The sequence below is a fragment of the Dechloromonas hankyongensis genome (assembly GCF_022012295.1).
GTDB classification, from domain to species: domain Bacteria; phylum Pseudomonadota; class Gammaproteobacteria; order Burkholderiales; family Rhodocyclaceae; genus Azonexus; species Azonexus hankyongensis.
Genome location: NZ_JAKLTN010000001.1, coordinates 731,608 through 751,900, shown reverse-complemented (window position 1 = coordinate 751,900; position 20,293 = coordinate 731,608). Strand labels below are relative to the sequence as shown.

The following is a 20,293-nucleotide window of genomic DNA, read 5'->3' as shown; positions in this document are numbered from 1 at the left end:
TCGCTGCATTCCATGAACGAAACCCTCCCGGCCCAAGACTTCCACGCCTCCAGTACCAGCTATCACGCTAAATCCAGGCGCTGGCTGTGGTGGAGCGCCCCACTGTCGATCCCCTACCTCGCCTACACCAGCAAAGGCAGCCCTGCTTCGCAGCTGGTCACTGCAGCAATCGTCCTCGGCGTGTTTGCCTTGATAGACTTCTTCCTGCGCCGCAGCCTGGGCAACGGCAAGGCGCTGGTCATTTTGGACGACCAGGGAATTCGCTCGCCGCTGCTGCCCGGCCGGGAAAAACAAATCGCCTGGCCGGATATCGTTGGGATGTCGTTAACGAAAGACCCAAGCGCCAAGCAGATCCAGTTCGAATTGGCTGAAACTCCGGAGCGGAAAGACCGGCGCAAGTTCTGGAATGGCGTCAACGAGGCCCGCCCGGCCCTGCCCTTGGCATCGTTCGATGCAGCCACCCAGGCTGCGCTGCTCCAGGCCATCCAGCGCCGGCTGGCCGAACGGGCCTCGCCGCTGGCCGGGCAGGCCAGCGAAATCAGCCGCGAACTGAGCCAGGAAAACGAATTCCAGGAAACGCTCAAGGCCCTCGCCCCGACGCCATGGCTGACCTGGCTGCTGGTCGCCGGCAATGTCGCCATCTGGCTCGTCACCCTCGGCCTCGGCGGCGGCCTGGCCCACAGTGCGCCGGACAAGCTGCTGACCTGGGGCGGCAATGCCGCATCGGCCGTCCAGCAGGGCGAGTGGTGGCGCCTGCTGTCGGCCACTTTCCTGCACAGCGGCCTGATGCACGTCGCGATGAACATGATCGGCCTTGTCGCCGCCGGTGTCAGCGTCGAACGCATCTACGGCCAGCGTCTGTACGCCATCATCTATCTTGGCGCCGGCTTGATGGGCAGCGCGCTCAGTCTGCACTTCTCGGCCCAGAAGGCTGTTTCGGTCGGCGCTTCGGGCGCCGTTTTCGGGGTAACCGGGGCCTTATTGGTGGCCGTGCTGCAACACCGAGACAAATTACCCAAGGCTTTCAGCAAGCAGACTTCCAGCAGTCTCGGTATTTTCATTATCTATGCGCTGCTTCAGGGTTTCTCCAAGCCGGGCATCGACAATGCGGCCCATATCGGCGGCCTGCTCGGCGGCTGCCTGCTCGCCTGGGTGCTGCCGGAAAAATTCGACCTCGCCCATTTCACCCTCACCTACCGCCGGCGCGCCATGCTCGCCATCGTGCTGGCCCTGGGCGGCACGGCCACCGTCGCGGCCTTTGCCCCGCACGCCCCGATCGACCTGAAGAAAGCCATGGCCAGCCGGGAGAATTTCGCGCAGGCCATGGACAGCTTCAACCGTATCGTCCAGACCATCCAGCATGAGCAGAAAAAGTTCAGCGAAAAGGAACTGGACGAACGCGCCAAGACCATTTACGTCCCCGCCTTCCGGCAGACCATGGTGCAATTCGACCAGGTCGTCCTCTTCGCCGACGACCCGCGCCAGCCGCTGCTCAAGGACATGCGCCGGACCAGCGAACTGATGCTCGAATTGCTGGAAATGCCGGAGATCGCCCAGCCGGGTTCGGACAAGCTGCAGCCCGCCGATCCAGCCCGCGTGGCAGCCATCGAAGCGGAACTGCAGGAAATTTCCGCGCGGGTCGTCAAATTGACGGCAACCCTGAAAAAATCGGCGGCACCCCGTTAAACGGGCGGCCTGGATCAGCCGTTCGTACGCGGGGCGCGCAGCAGGCGCTCGAACTCGCTGGCACTGACCGGCCGCGAGTAGAAATAGCCCTGGTATTCGTGGCAGCCGTGCTCGGCCAGAAAGCCGAGTTCGCCGCTCGTTTCGACACCTTCGGCAATGATGCCGAGATTGAAGGCCAGGGCGAGATGGATGATCTCCTTGATCATCGTCTTCTTCTGCGGATCGGACTCCATGTCATGCACGAAGGACTGGTCGATTTTCAGCCGGTCGACCGGCAGGCGGCGCAGATACGCCAGCGATGAATAACCGGTGCCGAAATCGTCGAGCGAGATGCTGGCGCCCAACGCGCGCAAGTCGTTGAGGATGCCGATCGACTCCTCCATGTCGTCCATCATGCTGCTTTCGGTGACTTCCAACTCCAGCGAGCCGGGGTCCAATTCACCGGCGGCGAGCAGCGCCTGCAGCGAGTGCAGGATGCCGCCGTCGCGGAATTGGCGGGTCGACACATTGATGGCCATGCGTAGTTCGGGAAAGCCCTGGCTCCGCCACACCCGGTTCTGCGCATTGGCGGTGACCAGCGCCCATTCGCCGATCGGGCGGATGAGGCCGGTCTCCTCGGCCAGGCCGATGAAGCGGGCCGGATAGACCATGCCGAATTCGGGATGCTGCCAGCGGATCAGCGCTTCGGCGCCGACGATGGCATTGTCCCTGACGCGCACCTGCGGCTGGTAGAAAAGACTGAACTCGCTGCGCTCCAGGCCGCTCCACAGCGCGCTCTCCAGCTTGACGCGCTCGGCGGCGAAGACGCTCAGGTCGCGCGTGTAGAAGCGCACCGTGCCGCCGCCGGCCGCCTTGGCGCGATGCATGGCGGCGTCGGCATTGGCCAGCAGGTTTTCGGCATCCTTGCCGTCGTTCGGATAGAGGCTGACCCCGATGCTGCAGAACTGGTGTATCGCATGCCCTTCCGTCGTGAACGGTTGCATGAAGGCCGCCAGCACCTTGCTCGCGCCTTGCAGCGCCTCTTCGGCCCCGTTCTTCAGGCGGTCCATCACGATGACGAACTGGTCGCTGCCATGGCGGGCCAGCGTGTCTCCGTCGTGGACCACCTGCCGCAGACGAATGGCGATTTCCCGGATCAGCGCATCGCCGAAGGAATGGCCCATGCTGTCGTTGATGAACTTGAAGCGCTCGACGCCGACGAACAGCACCGCCAGCGCATTGTCCTGATCGCGCGCCAGATGGGCGATGGCATTTTCCAGGCGATCCTTGAGCAGGTTGCGGTTGACCAGGTCGGTCAAGGCATCGTGCGTCGCCAGATATTCGATTTTTGCCTCGTAGGCCTTGCGTTCGCTGAGGTCGCGGACGAAGGCCGCAAAGAAGGGGAAGGGATTGACGTCTACCAGGGTGACGGCCATTTCGACCGGGAACTCGCTGCTGTCGGCGCGCAGCGCCGTCATTTCCTCGCGCTGCCCGGCCGCCGCTCCGTCGCACTTGCCGCGGCAGAAGGCAAGCATCAGGCGGAAGGCTTCGCGCCGTGCCGGCGGCACGATCAGGTCGACCAGGTCGCGGCCGACGGCGTCAGCCCGGCTGTGTCCGAACATCTGCTCGGCCGCCGGGTTGAACTCGATGATACGGCCGGCGATATCGAAAGTGACGATGCTGTCGAAGGCGCTGCCCAGTATGGCCGCCTTGCGCCGCTCGCTGTCGTGCAGCGACCGGTTCAGATCCAGTGTCTGCCGATGCGTCATTTCGAACAAGGCCAGGACCTGGGTCAAGAAAGCTTCGCTGCGCGGCAGCGTCCGGCTGGCGGAAGGCTCCGCCTCGACGGTTTGCAGCAGGCGGTGATGAATGTCGATAAGGCCGAGGATGCTCTGCTCGCCGGCAATCGCCCGGCGGCCCAGTTCATAGGCGCGCTGCAAGGCAGTCTCTTCGTCCCCCCCTTCCAGGTATTCGACGAAGGCCATTTCGTAATCCACCGCGAAGTTCCGGGCTGCGAGATTCATGGTGTGCCTCCGCACGCCGTGCCCAGCCAGCGCAGAACCAGCACCAGGGCATCGTCGCTCTCCTTGCCATGGCGTTCAAGAATGGCCCGCGCCATCTGCTCGGGTGCGCCGGCCGGCATGTCGTTCTCGGCAAAACGCTCGTCAACACCGTCGCTGGCCAAAATCAGCACGTCGCCCGGCTGCATCGACACCGTGCGGGCGCGCACCGCCGGCATGCGATAGCCGACCACCCCGCCCTGGTTGATCAGGTACTCCTTGCGGCGCGGCGGACCGTAGCGGGCCGGGATCAGCACGCCCTCGACATTGCCGACCCCGCTCCAGGTCAGTGTGGCGCCGGAGGCCTGCAGCGTGGCCAGCGCGACGGCGGCGCCGCGCGTCGGGCGCAAGGCTTCGTGGCAGTGCTGGAGCAGGCTGGACACCGAGCGGCCGGCCGGGGTGCGCAAAGCCTTGATCGCCACATCTGCCGCGTGGGCCGCCTCCTCGCCATGGCCCAGGCCGTCGACCACGGCAACCAGGATATTGTCGGCATCGGCATCGACCAGCGCCGCATCGCCCGACTGGCGTTCGCCGGGGAAAGGCCGGCTGGCAACCGCGTATTCGCAGGCGGCAGAGTGGGTATTAGCAATCCCTACATTTTCCATTTGGTCATCGTCACCGTCGTTCCCTTGCCCACCTCGGAGGCCACGTCGAACTCGTCCATCAGCCGTTTCGAACCGGGCAGCCCCAGGCCCAGACCGCCCGAGGTGCTGAAGCCGTCCTGCATAGCGGCGAACAGATCGGCGATGCCCGGCCCCCGGTCGCGGGCGATGATCGCCACGCCTTCCAGCTGGCCGCGCCGGACGTGGCGCAAATCCAGTTCGCCGCTGCCGGCATAGCTCAGGATGTTGCGGGTCACCTCGGAAATGGCGGTGGCGATCAGGGTCAGTTCGCTCGAGGAAAAATGCAGTGCCGCCGCCAACTCGCGGCCGCGCAGCCGGGCGGTCACCAGATCGGCTTCGGAACGGATCGGTACATTCAGTTCTTCGGGCACGACGCTCTCACCCCACCTTGACATTGAGCAGGGACAAGGCGTCTTCCAGATCGAGCGCGGTATCCGTGCCCTCAAGGGTCAGACCCAGTTGCACCATGGCGAAGGCCACATCCGGCTGAATGCCGACGATGACGGTGCGCGCCCCGAGCAGTTGCGTCATCTGGGCGATATGGCGCAGGGTGCGGGCGGCGAAGGAATCGAGCACGTCGAGCACCGTCACGTCGATGACGACGCAGGCCGCCCGGTACTTCTTGACGTCGGCGACCAATTCGTCGCGCAGCCCGGTCAGGTCGGCGTCCATCAGGGCTTCCTGGACCGACACGATCAGCGTTTGCCCCAGCTTCAGGATAGACGCGCGGCTGTGGTTCATGCCGCCCCCTTGTTGGCCTCACCGGCGGCCTTGCCATCTATCCCGACCACCGTATAGCCGAGCAGGCGTTCGGCCTCCTCGATGCCGCTCTGCAGATCGCCCACCGTCCTGATGCGGCGCAGATCGATGGCGAGCCGGACCATGGTCTGGGCGATTTCGGGGGCGATCCCGCTGACGATGGACGTCGTCCCCATCAGGCGGGCCGCCTCGACGGTCTGGACCAGATGGTTGGCGACCTTGGTATCGACCGACGGCACGCCGGTGACGTCGATGACCACCACCCGCGCCCGGTTGTCGCGGATCGAGCGCAGCAACTGCTCGGTCAGTTGGCGGGCGCGCAGCGAATCGATCACGCCGATGATCGGCAGCAGCAGCAAACCGGGGCGCAACAGCAGCACCGGTGTAGACAGCTCGCGAATCGCCTCCTGTTGATCCTGGATGGTTTGCTCGCGCGACGCGATGTAGGTATCGATGGCCAGACCCATGTCGAAAAAGGTCAGCTTCATCAGGGAATTGAAAACGCTGAACGCCTGCTCCGGTGATTCCGCGAACTCCGTGCGCAGGCGCTCGAGTACGGCACGCAAATAGAAGCAGTACATACCGAAATAGGATTTGACCGGCAAACCCACACGCTCATGGACGCGCCCAATGCGAATCCGATTGGCGACGTACTCCTGGTCGTAATGTCCCTGCGTCAAACGCATGAAATACAGCTTTTGCATGTTCTTCACATGCTTGAGCAATTCGGGATCGGTAAAAAAGGCGCGCGTTTCGTCGAAACTCAGCAGATGACGGTAGAAATCCTCGATCATCGAATCGGCGTAGTGCGTGGCGATGTCGTTGACCCCCTCGAGCACCCTCACGTCGTCATCGGTAAAGCCCAGAAAGGCCTTGCGCCGTTCAACTTCGTCCGCGGACATGGACGATTCCGACTGCAACGCTTCACGATCTGCCATGATGCCTCCTACAAGCGGAGTAGGTTAGTCGGCAATTACTGCGCTAGGTTCCAAAACTTAGAACCGTTGCGGCAGCATAGGTTGCAGCGATTCCGGCGCGGTGACACCCGGGGCGCCGCAGTTCTGACAGGCAAGGGGAAACGGGGGGCTGCCGCACGGCTGCGCCCTCGTTCCAGCCAGCGTGGCGATTAGGCGTGCAGTTTTTTCAGCTGTTCGTACTCGGCGATCACCTGCGCGCCGAGCAGCAGCAATGTCGCGGCCAGTTCCATCGAAAACAGCGCCACCACCGCCGTCGTCAGCGAACCATAGACGACGCTGACCTTCGACAGGTGGGCGAGGTACCAGACCAGCAGGTGGCGCAGGATTTCCCACAGCACGGCGGCGCTGAAGCCGCCGATCAGGGCGTGGTTCAGGCGCGTGCGGCCGACCGGAACGACCAGGTAGAGGCCGGCCAGGACTACCGTTTCGATCAGTACGCCCAAGCCGTAGAACAGGCCGCCGGACAGGCGACCCAAGCTCCATTGGTGGCCGAAAACGACCAGGCTCTCCTGCGCCATGGCCTGTAGCAGCGCCGAGGCGAAGGTCACGGCGAGCAGCGTGACGCCGAGCAGCAGCACGAAACAGTAGGGCAGGATGGCCGAGACCAGCGCATGTCGCGGCCGTTCGCGGCCGCGATGGGCGAAGATGATGCACATCGCCTTTTGCAGCCCGGAAAAAGCCAGCGAACTGAAGAAAATCATCGTGCCTATCAACAGTACGCCGACCCCCACGCCGTTGTTCAGGAAGGCCGACACATCGGCCAGCACCGCCTGCGACTGGCTGGGCACCAGCCATTCCAGATAGCGCCCGAGAACCTGGAACAGATCGGCTTCGCTGACCAGGTGCGACAAGGCGAAGACGGTCAGGATGAGCAGCGGAACAATGGAGAGCAGGGCGTAATACGCCACCGCTCCGGCCAGCAACAGGCCCTGGTTGGCCATGAAGGCCTTAAGCACCCGCAGCCCGAAGGCCACGGGATGCAGCGCCACTTGCACCGCCTTGTCGTGCTCGGAAGCCTCGTTCATCGCCTCTCCTGCCAGCGGGTCTGCGCTGGCGTGGGGGCGCCTCGGCGAGACGCCCCTGCCTTGGGGGTTTGCTTACTTGATGACCAGCACGCTGTCGTCCCACTGGCCGTGCTTCTCGTAGCCGAGCAGGTTGGCGATGGTCGCCGCGATATTCGACAAGCCGCAGGTTTCAGTCTGCTGCAGGCCCAGCTTGCCGCCCGACACGTTGTCGTAGAGGACCAGCGGCACGGGATTCAGCGTGTGCGCCGTCTTGGCCTTGAACGAACCGTCCTTGTTCATGGCCGGCTGCTTGGTTTTCTTGTCCAGTTCGAACATTTCGTCGGCGTTGCCGTGGTCGGCGGTGATCAGCGCCACGCCGCCGGCCGCATCGATGGCCTTGAGCACGCGGGCCAGCGACAGGTCGACCGCCTCGACGGCGATACGTGCCGCCTCGAAATTGCCGGTGTGGCCGACCATGTCACCATTGGCGAAATTGCAGCGCAGGGTCTTGTATTTACCGGACTGGATGGCGGCGATCATCGCGTCGGCGATTTCGGCGGCCTTCATCCATGGCCGCTGCTCGAAGGGCACCACGTCGCTCGGTACTTCCTGCCAGGTTTCACCGTCGAACTTGCCGGAACGGTTGCCGTTCCAGAAATACGTCACGTGGCCGAACTTCTGCGTTTCCGAGCAGGCGAACTGGGCGATGCCCAGTTTGCTGAACCATTCGCCCGAGGTGTCCTTGATCGCCGGCGGGGCGACCAGGAAGCGCTTCGGCAATTGCAGGTCGCCGTCGTATTGCAGCATGCCGGCAAAGGTCACTTGCGGGTAGCGCACGCGGTCGAACTTGTCGAAACTGGCCTCGACGAAGGCACGAGTGATTTCGATGGCACGGTCGCCGCGGAAGTTGAAGAAGACGACCGAGTCGCCGTCCTCGACGGTGCCGATCGGCTGGCCGTTTTCAGCAATGACGAATTCCGGCAGGTCCTGGTCGATGGTGCCCGGATGGCGTTCGCGCAGGCCGTTCACCGCGTCGGTGGCATTGGCGAACTGCGGACCTTGACCCAGCACGTGGGTTTTCCAGCCCTTGTCGACCATGGCCCAGTTGGCGTCGTAGCGATCCATGGTGATGTACTGGCGACCACCGCCGGAAGCGATGCGGGCATCGAAGCCGCCGCCGCTGATCTCGCCCAGGAAGGCTTCGAAGGGCACCACATAGTCCAGCGCGCTGGTTTCCGGCACGTCGCGGCCGTCGAGCAGGGCGTGGATGCGCACGGTCTTGACGCCTTCCGCCTTGGCCCGCTCGACCATGGCCTTCAGGTGGTCGATATGGCTATGCACGTTGCCGTCGGAGAACAGGCCGATGAAGTGGATCACGCCACGGCCGGCCTTGGCGCCGGCGACGATTTCCTGCCAGGCCGAACCCTGCCAGATATCGCCGCTGCCGATAGCGTTCGACACCAGCGCCGCGCCTTGCGCATAGACCTGGCCGGCACCGATGGCGTTGTGGCCGACTTCCGAATTGCCCATGTCGTCGTCGGACGGCATGCCGACGGCGGTGCCGTGGGCGCGCAGGCGGATGTTCGGATATTCCGCGAACAGGCGGTCGAGGGTCGGTTTCCTGGCAGCGGCGATGGCGCTGCCGACATCGGTCTTGGGCAGGCCGTATCCGTCCATCACGATGGTGACGACCGGGCCCGGGATGCCGGCGAAGGTGGAAAGCTTCTGCAACATGGCGTGTTTCCTGCAAAAAAGCCGGCCGGACATGACGGCGGCGTGTTGGGAAAACGACTATTTTACCTCGACGCACCGCAGCGCACCGTGAATCAGGCGGCGCCGGCCGATTCCGACAACAGGGTTCCGAACTTGTAACAACGCTGGAAACAACTCGGTCACGCAGCGATACACAGTCTTACATTCGCACTGACATCCGGACGGCAACGGGACGCGTTATTCGGCACATGGCGCTGCAATATCGCAGCACCTGAAAACGAAACAACCAACCTGTTTAGGAGATTCAAAATGATCAAGACCGTTATCGCTCTGGCTGTTGCTGCTGGCTTCGCTTCCGCTTCCTTCGCTCAGGGCGCTGCCGCTCCCGCCCCTGCCGCCACCCCGGCCGCCAAGGTCACCGCCCCGGCGCCGGCTGCTGCCGAAAAGAAGGTCGAAGCGCCGAAGGCCGCCGAGCCGGTGAAGGCCGAGGCCGCCAAGACCGAAAAGCCTGCTGCCGCCGAAAAGCACGAGAAGCACGAAAAGCATGCCAAGAAGGGGGCCAAGACCGAAACGGCTCCTGCTGCTACCCCGGCTGCTGCCGCTCCGGCCCCGGCCACCAAGTAACACGGCTCACCCTATAAAGCCCCGGACTTCGGTCCGGGGCTTTTGTCTTTGTGGGGCAGCGAAAAGTGGCTCGCCGCGAACTGCTAAACTGCGCCCTGCCTCCAGCGCCACGCGGGCCGGGCGTGCTTCGGGAGCGGCCTGGCCGACCGGGCGCCACCTCCAGGTCCGACCGCATTTTCGCCAAACCCGACCCGAGCCCCGCCATGACCGATGTTCTCTTCCCCTACCCCGCCGACGACCGCAAACCCGTCCTAGCGGCGACCCGGTTGTGGCTGGAACGCGCCGTCATCGGCCTCAACCTGTGCCCCTTCGCCAAGAGCGTTTTCGTCAAGAAGCAGGTGCGCTATGCGCTGACCGCTGCCACCACGGCCGACGAACTGCTGGCCGAGCTGGACAAGGAACTGGCCTTGCTCGCCGCCACCGAACCGGCGCAACTCGACACCACGCTGCTCATTCATCCGCAGGTGATGACCGATTTCCTCGACTATCACTTCTTCCTGGCCGAGGCCGAGGCGCTGTTGCGCAATAACGGCTACGACGGCGTGTTCCAGATCGCCAGCCTGCACCCGCAGTACGAATTCGCCGGCAGCGAGCCTGACGACGTTGCCAATTACACCAATCGCGCCCCCTACCCGATGCTGCACCTGCTCCGCGAAAGCAGCATCGACCGCGCCGTGGCGGCCTTTCCCGACGCCGCCGATATTTTTGAGCGCAATATCGAAACGATGGAGAAGCTCGGCCACGGCGGCTGGCGCAAGCTCTGGCTGGGGTAAATTCCCCATGGCCGGCGGCGTGGGCAGGGACTATGGTGAAGTATGCCGATCACCGCGAGGAGTCCCGCCATGCGCCACTACCCAACCGCCAGCGACACTGCTCACCCCGGGGCAACCCGCTCTGAGCGCGACAGTTTCGGCACCATAGAAGTCCCCGCTGACCACCTGTGGGGAGCGCAGACCCAGCGCTCGCTCGAACACTTCGCCATTTCCACCGAGCGCATGCCGCGCGACCTGATCCATGCCCTGGCCCTGGTCAAGCGCGCCTGCGCCCGGGTCAATAGCAAACTGGGCCTGCTGCCGGCGGACAAGGCGGCGGCACTCGCCACGGCGGCCGACGAAATCCTCGCCGGCCGGCACGACGGGGAATTTCCGCTCGCCGTCTGGCAGACCGGTTCCGGCACCCAGACCAACATGAATCTCAACGAGGTGCTGGCCAACCGCGCCTCCGAGCTGCTCGGCGGCGAACGCGGCCTGCAGCGCCGGCTCGAGCCCAACGACGAAGTTAACAAAGGGCAATCGTCGAACGACGTCTTCCCCACCGCCATGCACGTCGCCGCCGCCCTCGACATCAATCGCCAGTTGCTGCCGGCGCTGGCCGACCTGCGCACGACGCTGGCCGGCAAGGCGGCGGCTTTCGCCGGCATCGTCAAGCTCGGCCGCACCCATTTGCAGGACGCCACCCCGCTCACCCTCGGCGACGAGTTTTCCGGCTACGCCGCCCAGCTCGAGCAGGCCCATGCCCTGATCACCAGCACCCTGCCCGCCCTTTATCCGCTGGCCATCGGCGGCACGGCGGTCGGCACCGGGCTCAATACGCCGGCCGATTTCGGCGACCAGGTGGCGGCCGTCCTCGCCGGCGACTGCGCCCTACCCTTCACCAGCGCCGCCAACAAATTCGCCGCGCTGGCCGCCAACGATGCGCTGGTCGCCGTGCATGGCACGCTGAAAACCCTGGCCGTCGCCCTGATGAAGATCGCCAACGACGTGCGCTGGCTGGCTTCCGGCCCGCGTTCCGGGCTGGGCGAACTGAGCATCCCGGAAAACGAGCCGGGCAGCTCGATCATGCCGGGCAAGGTCAATCCGACCCAGTGCGAGGCGCTGACCATGCTCTGCTGCCAGGTCATCGGCAACGACGTGCCCATCGGCCTGGGCGGCGCCTCCGGCAATTTCGAGCTGAATGTCTTCAAGCCGCTGATCGCCCACAACGTGCTGCAAAGCATCCGCCTGCTCGCTGACGGCATGCGCAGCTTCGACCGCCATTGCGCCCGCGGCATCGAGGCGCAGCCGGGGCGCATCGCCGAAAATCTCGAACGCTCGCTGATGCTGGTCACCGCGCTGGTGCCGCATATCGGCTACCAGCGGGCGGCCGAGGTGGCCAAACGGGCGCACAGCGAAAACGGCACACTGCGCGAGGCCGCCCTCGCCCTCGGCTACGCGACGGAAGAAGAACTGGGCCGCTGGCTGGACCCGACGGCCATGCTCGGCGAGCGCCGGCCCGGTGCGTGAAGATCTGCGCAGATGCACTGAACCACTCGACACGACCGGACTCTGATTGCATGGATACCGACGCCTGACGCCAAGGAGACCGCCATGAACCGCTCGCCCCTCGACATGCCCAGCCTGTTTGCCCAACTCGGCCAGGCCGACGATGCGCAGGCCATCGACCGCTTCATCGCCACCCACAGCCCGCTGCCGGGCGCCACCCAGCTGCACGAAGCCGCTTTCTGGAGCGCCGCGCAGGCCACTTTCCTACGCGATGCGATCCTCGACGACGCGGAATGGGCGGAGGTCGTCGATGCCCTGAATGTCGAGCTGCACCTGCACCATTAGCCGCCGCGCCAGGCCTGGCGCCGAAAGAACATCTGCCCCCACGCCTGTGGGATAATCGGAGTCCTTTCGCAGCACAAGCGCAGCAGGCATGGCCAAAGATTCACCGATTCAATTCAAGGGCACCGCGCTCAAGATCATCCAGGCGCAGGTGCGCTCCACCGAAGTCGCCGTTTTGCATGCCGCGCTGGCCGAACTGACCGGCAATAGCCCGGACTTTTTCGAAAACGACCTCGCCGTACTGGACTTCAGCGGCGCCGAAAACCTGCCGGCAACTGCCGACTGGGCCGCCATCCGGCAACTATTACGCGCTTCCGGCCTGCACGCCGCCGCCACGCTGGGCCTGCCGCCCGAACTGGCTGCCGCCGCCGAACAGGCCGGGCTGCCGGAGATCAGCGCCGACGCCCTGAGCCGCCCGACGCGCGCCAAGGCGGCCGAACCCGCCCCCGAACCAGCTCCGGCCCCGCAGCCCGTCGCCGCCCCGGTGCAGCAGGTCGCGCCCCCGCCCGCGCCGCAGCCCGCCCCGCGCACCGTCACCCTCGACAAGCCGCTGCGTTCCGGGCAGCGCTTCTACGCCAAGGACAGCGACCTGATCGTCACCGCCATGGTCAGCGCCGGCGCCGAAGTGATCGCCGACGGCCACATCCACGTTTATGCCCCGCTGCGCGGCCGTGCTCTGGCCGGGGCCAGCGGCGACCGTAACGCCCGCATCTTCACGACCAGCCTGGAGGCCGAACTGGTTTCCGTGGCCGGCCTGTACCGTACTTTCGAGGCCGGCGTGCCGGCCGAGCTGGCCCGCCAGCCGGCCACCATCAGTCTGGTCGATGACGGCGGCGAAGGGCGCCTGACCGTCGCGCCCCTGGCACTCAGGTAAAATTATCCCAATCCAATAACCTCCGAGCGAGAACCCAACGTGACCCGAATCATCGTCGTGACTTCCGGCAAGGGCGGGGTCGGCAAGACCACCACCAGCGCCAGCTTTTCCACCGGCCTCGCGCAGCGCGGCTTCAAGACCGCCGTCATCGACTTCGACGTCGGCCTGCGCAACCTCGACCTGATCATGGGCTGCGAACGCCGCGTGGTCTATGACCTGATCAACGTCATCAACGGCGAAGCGACGCTGACCCAGGCCCTGATCAAGGACAAGCACTGCGACAACCTGTTCGTGCTGCCCGCCTCGCAGACGCGCGACAAGGATGCGCTGACCGAGGAAGGCGTCGAGAACGTGATCAAGGAGCTGACCCACCAGGGCTTCGAATACATCGTCTGCGACTCGCCGGCCGGTATCGAATCGGGCGCCGTGATGGCGCTGACCTTCGCCGACGAGGCGCTGGTCGTGACCAATCCGGAAGTCTCCTCGGTGCGCGACTCCGACCGCATCCTCGGCATCCTGCAGGCCAAGTCGCGGCGCGCCATCGAAGGCCGCGAACCGGTCAAGGAGCACCTGCTCATCACCCGCTACAACCCGACCCGCGTCGAGGCCGGCGAAATGCTGTCGTACAAGGACATCCAGGAAATCCTGCGGGTGCCCATCATCGGCGTCATCCCGGAATCCGAGGAAGTGCTGCAGGCCTCGAACCAGGGCTCGCCGGTCATCCACCAGAAGGAAACCGACGCCGCCGAGGCCTACCACGACGTGATCAGCCGCTTCCTCGGCGAGGACAAGCCGCTGCGCTTCGTCGATTACGTCAAGCCGGGCCTGCTCAAGCGCCTGTTCGGAGGCAAGTGACATGTCCTGGCTCCAGAAACTGTTCGGCAACCAGCCGAAAACGGCCCAAGTGGCCAAGGAGCGCCTGCAGCTGATCATCGCCCACGAACGCGACGGCGGCGGCAGCGCCCCCAACTTCCTGCCCGACCTGCAGCGCGAGCTGATCGCCGTGATCTCCAAGTACGTCAAGGTCAATCCGGACGACATCCGCGTCTCGCTGGAAAAGCAGGATCGCTACGAAGTGCTCGAAGTGAAGATCGAGCTGCCGGAAAAGGCGTGATGTAAAAACGCGGCAAGCGTCTTTACCCGCCGGCCTGAACCGGCATAGCATCGGGGCATTACCGTCAAGGAATGCCCCGATGTCCATTGCGCTCAAACCCAGCGAAATCGTCGCCCGCCTCAACGAGCACGTGGTCGGCCAGGATACCGCCAAGAAAACGCTCGCCGTCGCCATCTACGGGCATTTCCGGCGCATGGCCAGCCGCGCGGCGGACAGCGTCGAGCTGACCAAGAGCAACATCCTGCTCATCGGGCCGACCGGCACCGGCAAGACCCTGCTCTGCGAAACGCTGGCCCGCATCCTCGAGCTGCCCTTCGTCACCGCCGACGCCACGTCGCTGGCCCAGACGCAGTTCGTCGGCGACGAGATCGAGGCCATCCTGCACCGCCTGCTCGACCGGGCCGGTGGTGACATCGGGAAGGCCCAGCGCGGCATCGTTTTCATCGACGAAGTGGACAAGCTGAAGGCGCCCGACGGCCAGAGCCGCGCCACGTCCGGCGAAAGCGTCCAGCACGCCCTGCTCAAGATCATGGAAGGCGCCCCGGTCAAGCTCAAGGACGGCCGGCACATCGACACCACGCACATCCTCTTCATCTGCGGCGGCGCCTTCGTCGGGCTCGACCACATCCTGACCCAGACGCACACCTTCGGCTTCATCGCCACGCAGAGCAACGACGACCAGAAGATCCTCGAACGCCTGAACGCCCGCATCAAGCCGACCGACCTGCTCGAATTTGGCCTGATCCCCGAATTCGCCGGCCGCCTGCCCATCGTCACCCGCCTGCACGAGCTAACCCAGGACATGCTGGTGCGCATCCTGACCGAGCCGAAGAACGCCATCTACCGGCAGTTCCAGGCCATGCTGGCGGCCGATGGCGTGACGCTCGACGTCGCCGCCCCGGTCTTCACGCAGATCGCCGAACTGGCCATTGAATACAAGGCCGGGGCGCGCAGCCTGCGTGGCATTTTCGAGGAAATGATGGTCGATGTGATGTACGCGGTGCCGGATCACCCAGCGATCAAGCGGGTCACCATCAACTCGCTGTTCGAGCCGCCCAAACTGTCCGGCTAAAGCTTCAGTCGAACGGGCCAAAAAAAGGAGCCGAAGGCTCCCGAAAGGATCGCGGCGACGGCGCTGCTCTCCGAAGCCTCACCCGCAAAGTCGCTTAGTGCGCGTGCGCACCGGCATCGCTCGCATCGCGGTCAGCTGACGCCGACGTTGTAGGTCATGTCTTCCAGGTAAGCCTGCAGCGTTTCCATATCGATCGGCTTGTGCAGCACGACGATTCCCCGGTCCGCCATGCTGCGCATGAGCCTTGGGTCGGTATCGCCGGTAATGATGATGGCCGGCATATCCGCACCAAATCGTGCCCGGAGGAAAGCGACCGACTCGTATCCCGTCTCCCCGTCACTCAGACGGTAGTCCGAGACGATGACATCCGGCGCGAACCCTGCCAGCCTCGGGTGGGAACGCAGTTCACTGCCGGAGGCGACAGGCAGGACCTGATGTCCGGAAGCGCGCAGCGCCTGCGACAGGGCCAGGCGGACCATTTCGTTGTCTTCCAGCAGGACGATGCGCAGGGTTCGGTACTCGACGCTCTTCGGCGCCCCGACCGGAAGCAGCACTTCTTGGCTGATCGGCAGTTCGATGGCAAAAACGGATCCGCGCCCCGGGCGGGAGCGGACTTCGACACGCAGGCCCAGCAGACTGGCCGCCCGGGCGACGATCGCCAGCCCCAGGCCACTGCCGCGATTTCGCGCGCCATCGCCCAGTTGCCGGAATTCCTCGAAAATCACCGATGTCTGATCCATCGGAATGCCGATGCCGGTATCCCAGACCTCGACCCAGTGCCGCCCCTGCCGGTGACGACAGGCGACCAGGACACCACCACGGTTGCTATAGCGGATGGCGTTGCTGATCAGGTTGCCGACAATCCGCCGGAACAGGACCAGATCGGTCCTCGCCACCAGTGATGTCCGCCGATGCCGATAGCGCAGCCCCTTGAGGCTGGCTTCGGGAGCATGCGTCGTTTCCAGGCTGGCAAACAGTTCGGCCACCGAAAAACTGGAGACATTCACCACCACGACGCCGGCATCGAGCTTGCTGAGATCGAGCAGATCGGTGAGCAATTCGCTCAGGCTGCCGAGGCAATCGACCATGCTCGACAGCATGCTGGCACCGCCCGGCGAAACTTCACTCTTCAGCATGTTGACGTAAATGCCCAGCGCCGACAGCGGTTGCCGAAGGTCATGGCTGGCCGCCGCCAGAAAGCGGGATTTGGCATTGTTGGAATGTTCGGCCTCGGCCTTGGCCATCTGCAACTCCAGTTCGAACTGGCGCCGCGCTGTGATGTCAAGGAAAGCGGCAACCGCACCGCACGGCTTGCCATGCTTGTCGAACAGGGGAATGGCATTGCCCAGGATGTGGCGCACCGAACCGTCGGCATAGCGCAGTTCCAACTGCTGATCCCCGACCCGCTCGCCTTGGGCGGCACGCTGCAGGGGCAACTGCTCGGCAGGCAATTCCATCCCGTCCCGGAATACCTTGCAATTCCAGCTCTCTCCGGTAGCTAAGTCAACCGGCGAAACATTTCCCTTTTCCGAAACGCCGAGCCACTCGTACGCCAGGCGGTTGCCCGTGATGGTGCTCGACTCTGCATCATGGGCGATCCACACAGCTACCGGGGCAAGGTCGAGGGCACTGTCCCTGGCTTGGATCTGCTGAAGCATCTGGTTGAAGCTGGCGCCGAGCAGACCCAGTTCATCCCGATGCACCTGCGTCACCCGTGACGACAGATCTCCGTAGCGGGAAACCTGTTTCATCAGTGCAGTCAGCTCGGTGAGCGGATCCGTGATGACCCGGCGCAGGCGGCGTACGACCAGCGCGCCGAGTAGTCCAGACAGCAGCGCCCCGGCAACTGCACCGCCGGTATAGAGCAGCATCTTCCGCTTGACGTGCTGTGTCCCTCGCTGCACAACCACGGTGGCAACGGGCACCCTACCGTCGCGCACGACGGCTCTGACCTCGACAATCTCGCCACCGTGATCCGCCGCGACCGCCAGGGAATGCGGGGCAAACACCGCAGCAACGCGGCCTTGGGTATCCAGCAATTGGGCCTTGAGCACGTCGCTGTCGCGCCCCAGGCCCACCAGGATTTCGTTGGCCTCCGCCCAATCCTGGAACAGCACGGCCGGCTTGATGTTTTCCGCGATAATTTCGGCTTGCGCCGTTGCAGTCCGCAAATTTTCACTGTTCTCGAGGTGCCACAGGACGACGATCATCATGCCGGCGCCGGCGACGACCGAAGTCACCACGCTGGCCAGGTTCAGAAACCAGAGTTTGCGGCCGATCGAGAGATCCCTCAGCCAATCATGGAACATTGTGCTTTCTCACCAAACGTGACGGGCAAACCTGAGCAGGCGTGAGCTTAAACTCAGCCCGTGCTCCAAGGCTTTTGAATTATTGACCGAGAAGCGCAGGCGGCCATCTTCCACGTCCATGCCAATCAGGATGCCGCTGGCGTTATCAATTGGAAAATCGGCCACCGTCAGCACGTGCTGACGGCCGACCAGGGCAGCGATCCGCGCGGCACGTGCCTGCTCGGAAGCCGCGATAAACACCAGATGACATCCCCCGAGATGGTCGGAAAAACCGATGCTTCGCACCTGTAGCGGGTGTCCTGCCACCTCTCGGGAGACCAGGCTCTCCAGTTCGTTGTCCAGGCCGTGGTTGCCCAGCAGGCAGACATTGAATGCCGGTGGAAATACCGGCCAGTTGGTATAGCTGATGAAGTTGTACAGGAAAGCGACCTTCAACACGTTCAGCGGTGAACTCTGGCCGTAGGCGAGGCCTGCCTGCAGGACGCCGCCCATCAGGCAGGTCACCCATGCCAGCCGCCGTATGGCGAGTGCCTTGGCAAACCGGCAGGTCTGGTCGCCATCAGAAGGCATAGCTGAACCCGAGTTCGCCGACACGACCGAATCCAGGGACCGACGGACTCGCCACTTCGTCCGACGCCGGATAGGCAAAACGGCGATCGAACAGGTTGCGGATACGCAGCTGGATATCCAGGCCTGCCCACACACGCTCGCCGGTCAGCGTGAGATTGACCAATCCGCCGGCTGGCTGACGCAATTGCTGGCCATTCCAGACATAATCGGTGCGCGTGCTGGCGCAGGATTCGAGTGCAAGCCACCAGTTGTTCCGCCACACGGGCAGCATGCCCCGCAGCTTGCCCAGCCAGCGCGGCGCGTTGTTCAAGGCATCGCCATGTACGTCGGCAGTACGGGTATAGGCGAGGCTGGCATCGATCCTGGCCCCCGAAGGCCATTTCGTATGCCATGAGGTTTCCACACCGTGCGCTTTTACCTGCTCCCCGTTCTGGTACTGGAACAGGTTCCCCGGCAGTTGTTGCAGGCTGATCAGTCGCTTGAGGATGTAGTCGAATACCGCCAGTCGCAGACTGTGCGCATAGCCGAAGCGCTGTTCCCAGACCGCTTCCAGGGTGCTGATTTCCTCCGGTTTGAGGCTGGTGTTGGACAGGTAATCCATCCCGTTGGCGTAATCCCTTTCATAGGGGACGGGCAAGCGATAGGCCTGGCCGTAGAGCAGCTTCAGGCTGGTCGCCGGGTTCGGCAGCCAGACCAGCCCCACGCGCGGACTGGTCATCGCCTCCGCCTCGCTGGGCCGATCGTGGCGCACGCCGAGGCTCAAACGCCAGTCCGGGGCGAAACGCCATTCATCCTGGACATAGAAGCCGAGTCGCTCGGCATTGGAAACGATGTTGATCGCCGGATTGGCCAGGCCGTTGAGGTTATCGTTGCGCTGGCGCGCATTCAGCGTCTGCCCTTCGACGCCAAAGAGCCACTGGTGAGCTTCCAGGCCGCTGTAGAAATAGCGGAAATCCCCTTGCCAGGACGTTCCGACTGTCCTGTCCTCGTTCAGGTAGCGCACTCCTGCGCCCGACTCGTACGGGTAGGTCCCCTTGTAGGTGACGCGGGAATAATCGAGACGCAGCTCGAAACGGCTGTCGTCGGAAATCCGCCGCTGATAGCGCCCGGTCAGCCCCGCAATTCCATCCTTCAGTTGCAGTGCCGGATCGTTGAACAGCGTACCGTAGAGGGCCGAAGATGGCTGCACATTGCGCTCGGCATAGCGGCCGCTGATCGTCAAGCCACCGTACTCGTAACGGCCTAACAGGCGCCGGACCCGCTCATGATCCAAGTCGCGGGCGATGCCGTCGGGTGAAGGCTGCCCTCCGGCGATCAACAGTTGATTGCCGGGGTCGTCGTAGCGGGTGTCGCTTCCGGCTCGATTTGCCGCGCTGTACGACAGCGTGACGACAGCGCCGGATTCGTAGCGTTGCGAACCGGCGATTCTGCCTTCGCGCCAGCCGTCACTGCTGGCCAGCGACGAAACGGCAAGCGGCGAAATGTCGTTGCCGCGGCGGGTAATGACGTTGATCACCCCGAAGATCGCATTGCCGCCGTAGATGGCTGAGCCCGGACCGGGAACGAACTCGATGCGTTCGATGAGAGCCATGTCCAGGCTGAAATCCCTGCCTATGCTGGCCTGGCCGTAGACGTAATCATTGACGCGACTGCCGTCGATCAGCAGCAGATAGCGGGTGTTGTAGTCCCCCGGAACAGCGAACCCCCTCCCACCCAGATAGTCATAGGCGCGGTCGTTGGTGTTGTACAAGCCGGGCAAGCTGTTCAGCGCTTCGCTCAAGGTACGCCAGCCGTATCGGCTGATCTCCGCCCGGGAAATCACTTCGACGGCCGCCGGTGCCTCGCGTGTCGGCTGGACATACTTCGAAACGGATGAAATCTGGACACTCGCCAGATCATCCAGGCTCAGCTCGATCGGACTGACATGCTGCCCGAAAGCAAGGCTGGAAAAAAGCAAAAGCCCCAGCCCAAGCTGATCGGCTGACACGCAGCGCGACAGCATAGATTTCTTATGCACTTAGTCCTTAGTGGCCACAAAGCAAGACGGGGAATTGCGCATCTGACCACCGGCGGTGCCTTTGGCCCGACATCTGCCGGGCAAGCCATACATTCTTTTGCCGACGCCCGACGATGTACGCAGATTTACCTCATGGGCCAAACGGCCTGTTCATCGTTTAATTTGGTCATCATTGAGCATACAGGCACATGCATAATTCATGAATACCTGAATACCGGTAGCGCAATCGGGACAAAGGAGACCGGAATCCCGCATCCGGCCTATCCTCCACAAAAGAGCGCGAAGCGTCCAGCGGCTTGCCATTTCGCA

General features: G+C 63.9%; 19 protein-coding genes. 9 read left to right on the top strand and 10 right to left on the bottom strand.

The features are described from left to right. Window positions 1-12 precede the first annotated feature (12 nt). The gene (locus LZ012_RS03585) at window positions 13-1,686 is read left to right on the top strand and encodes a rhomboid family protein (RefSeq protein ID WP_275707629.1); all 1,674 of its coding nucleotides are present in this window, start codon (window positions 13-15) and stop codon (window positions 1,684-1,686) included. 14 nt (window positions 1,687-1,700) lie between these two features. Here LZ012_RS03585 and LZ012_RS03580 read toward each other — a convergent pair whose 3' ends face one another. The 7 genes from LZ012_RS03580 to gpmI all read right to left on the bottom strand — a co-directional run bounded on the left by LZ012_RS03580 (window position 1,701) and on the right by gpmI (window position 8,822). Beyond that, complete coding sequence (locus LZ012_RS03580; protein ID WP_275707627.1) at window positions 1,701-3,689, bottom strand: putative bifunctional diguanylate cyclase/phosphodiesterase; 1,989 nt, start codon at window positions 3,687-3,689, stop codon at window positions 1,701-1,703. Further along, window positions 3,686-4,330, bottom strand: a complete 645-nt coding sequence (locus LZ012_RS03575) for a SpoIIE family protein phosphatase (RefSeq protein ID WP_275707625.1) — start codon at window positions 4,328-4,330, stop codon at window positions 3,686-3,688. The genes LZ012_RS03580 and LZ012_RS03575 overlap by 4 nt, the downstream gene beginning before the upstream one ends. Next, on the bottom strand, window positions 4,318-4,719 hold the full coding sequence (locus LZ012_RS03570) for an anti-sigma regulatory factor (RefSeq protein WP_275707623.1): 402 nt from the start codon (window positions 4,717-4,719) through the stop codon (window positions 4,318-4,320). Before LZ012_RS03570 ends, LZ012_RS03575 begins: the two co-directional genes overlap by 13 nt. 7 nt (window positions 4,720-4,726) lie before the next feature. After that, complete coding sequence (locus LZ012_RS03565; RefSeq protein WP_275707621.1) at window positions 4,727-5,089, bottom strand: STAS domain-containing protein; 363 nt, start codon at window positions 5,087-5,089, stop codon at window positions 4,727-4,729. After that, complete coding sequence (locus tag LZ012_RS03560; protein WP_275707619.1) at window positions 5,086-6,045, bottom strand: protoglobin domain-containing protein; 960 nt, start codon at window positions 6,043-6,045, stop codon at window positions 5,086-5,088. Before LZ012_RS03560 ends, LZ012_RS03565 begins: the two co-directional genes overlap by 4 nt. Before the next feature lie 188 nt (window positions 6,046-6,233). Next, window positions 6,234-7,109, bottom strand: a complete 876-nt coding sequence (locus LZ012_RS03555; protein ID WP_275707617.1) for a YihY/virulence factor BrkB family protein — start codon at window positions 7,107-7,109, stop codon at window positions 6,234-6,236. 72 nt (window positions 7,110-7,181) lie between these two features. Then, window positions 7,182-8,822 (bottom strand): 2,3-bisphosphoglycerate-independent phosphoglycerate mutase, encoded by a 1,641-nt coding sequence (gene gpmI, locus LZ012_RS03550; RefSeq protein ID WP_275707615.1) that lies wholly within the window; start codon window positions 8,820-8,822, stop codon window positions 7,182-7,184. Window positions 8,823-9,110: 288 nt separating this feature from the next. Between gpmI and LZ012_RS03545 the strand changes: the two genes are divergently transcribed. The 8 genes from LZ012_RS03545 to clpX all read left to right on the top strand — a co-directional run bounded on the left by LZ012_RS03545 (window position 9,111) and on the right by clpX (window position 15,088). Beyond that, window positions 9,111-9,425: an amine oxidase gene (locus LZ012_RS03545; RefSeq protein WP_275707613.1), complete on the top strand. Its 315-nt coding sequence runs from the start codon at window positions 9,111-9,113 to the stop codon at window positions 9,423-9,425. 203 nt (window positions 9,426-9,628) lie between these two features. Then, entirely contained in the window at window positions 9,629-10,198 is a 570-nt protein-coding gene (locus LZ012_RS03540; protein WP_275707611.1) for a DUF1415 domain-containing protein, read from the top strand. Between the two features lie 69 nt (window positions 10,199-10,267). After that, complete coding sequence (gene fumC / locus LZ012_RS03535; protein ID WP_275707609.1) at window positions 10,268-11,707, top strand: class II fumarate hydratase; 1,440 nt, start codon at window positions 10,268-10,270, stop codon at window positions 11,705-11,707. Between the two features lie 84 nt (window positions 11,708-11,791). Further along, the gene (locus tag LZ012_RS03530) at window positions 11,792-12,031 is read left to right on the top strand and encodes a DUF2789 family protein (protein WP_275707607.1); all 240 of its coding nucleotides are present in this window, start codon (window positions 11,792-11,794) and stop codon (window positions 12,029-12,031) included. A gap of 88 nt (window positions 12,032-12,119) precedes the next feature. Beyond that, on the top strand, window positions 12,120-12,902 hold the full coding sequence (minC, locus tag LZ012_RS03525) for a septum site-determining protein MinC (protein ID WP_275707605.1): 783 nt from the start codon (window positions 12,120-12,122) through the stop codon (window positions 12,900-12,902). 39 nt (window positions 12,903-12,941) lie between these two features. After that, window positions 12,942-13,757: a septum site-determining protein MinD gene (gene minD, locus LZ012_RS03520; protein ID WP_275707603.1), complete on the top strand. Its 816-nt coding sequence runs from the start codon at window positions 12,942-12,944 to the stop codon at window positions 13,755-13,757. A 1-nt stretch (window position 13,758) separates the two neighbouring features. Next, a complete protein-coding gene (minE, locus tag LZ012_RS03515; protein WP_275707600.1) occupies window positions 13,759-14,016 on the top strand; it encodes a cell division topological specificity factor MinE in 258 nt (85 codons plus the stop codon). A 79-nt stretch (window positions 14,017-14,095) separates the two neighbouring features. Continuing rightward, complete coding sequence (gene clpX, locus LZ012_RS03510; RefSeq protein ID WP_275707598.1) at window positions 14,096-15,088, top strand: ATP-dependent Clp protease ATP-binding subunit ClpX; 993 nt, start codon at window positions 14,096-14,098, stop codon at window positions 15,086-15,088. A 131-nt stretch (window positions 15,089-15,219) separates the two neighbouring features. On the opposite strand, the gene LZ012_RS03505 is transcribed toward clpX, so the two are convergent. The 3 genes from LZ012_RS03505 to LZ012_RS03495 are packed head-to-tail and all read right to left on the bottom strand — an operon-like array spanning window position 15,220 to window position 19,969. Beyond that, entirely contained in the window at window positions 15,220-17,397 is a 2,178-nt protein-coding gene (locus LZ012_RS03505; RefSeq protein WP_275707595.1) for an ATP-binding protein, read from the bottom strand. 9 nt (window positions 17,398-17,406) lie between these two features. Beyond that, window positions 17,407-17,967 (bottom strand): YfiR family protein, encoded by a 561-nt coding sequence (locus LZ012_RS03500; RefSeq protein WP_275707593.1) that lies wholly within the window; start codon window positions 17,965-17,967, stop codon window positions 17,407-17,409. After that, window positions 17,957-19,969 (bottom strand): TonB-dependent receptor plug domain-containing protein, encoded by a 2,013-nt coding sequence (locus LZ012_RS03495; protein ID WP_275707591.1) that lies wholly within the window; start codon window positions 19,967-19,969, stop codon window positions 17,957-17,959. Before LZ012_RS03495 ends, LZ012_RS03500 begins: the two co-directional genes overlap by 11 nt. Window positions 19,970-20,293 lie beyond the last annotated feature (324 nt).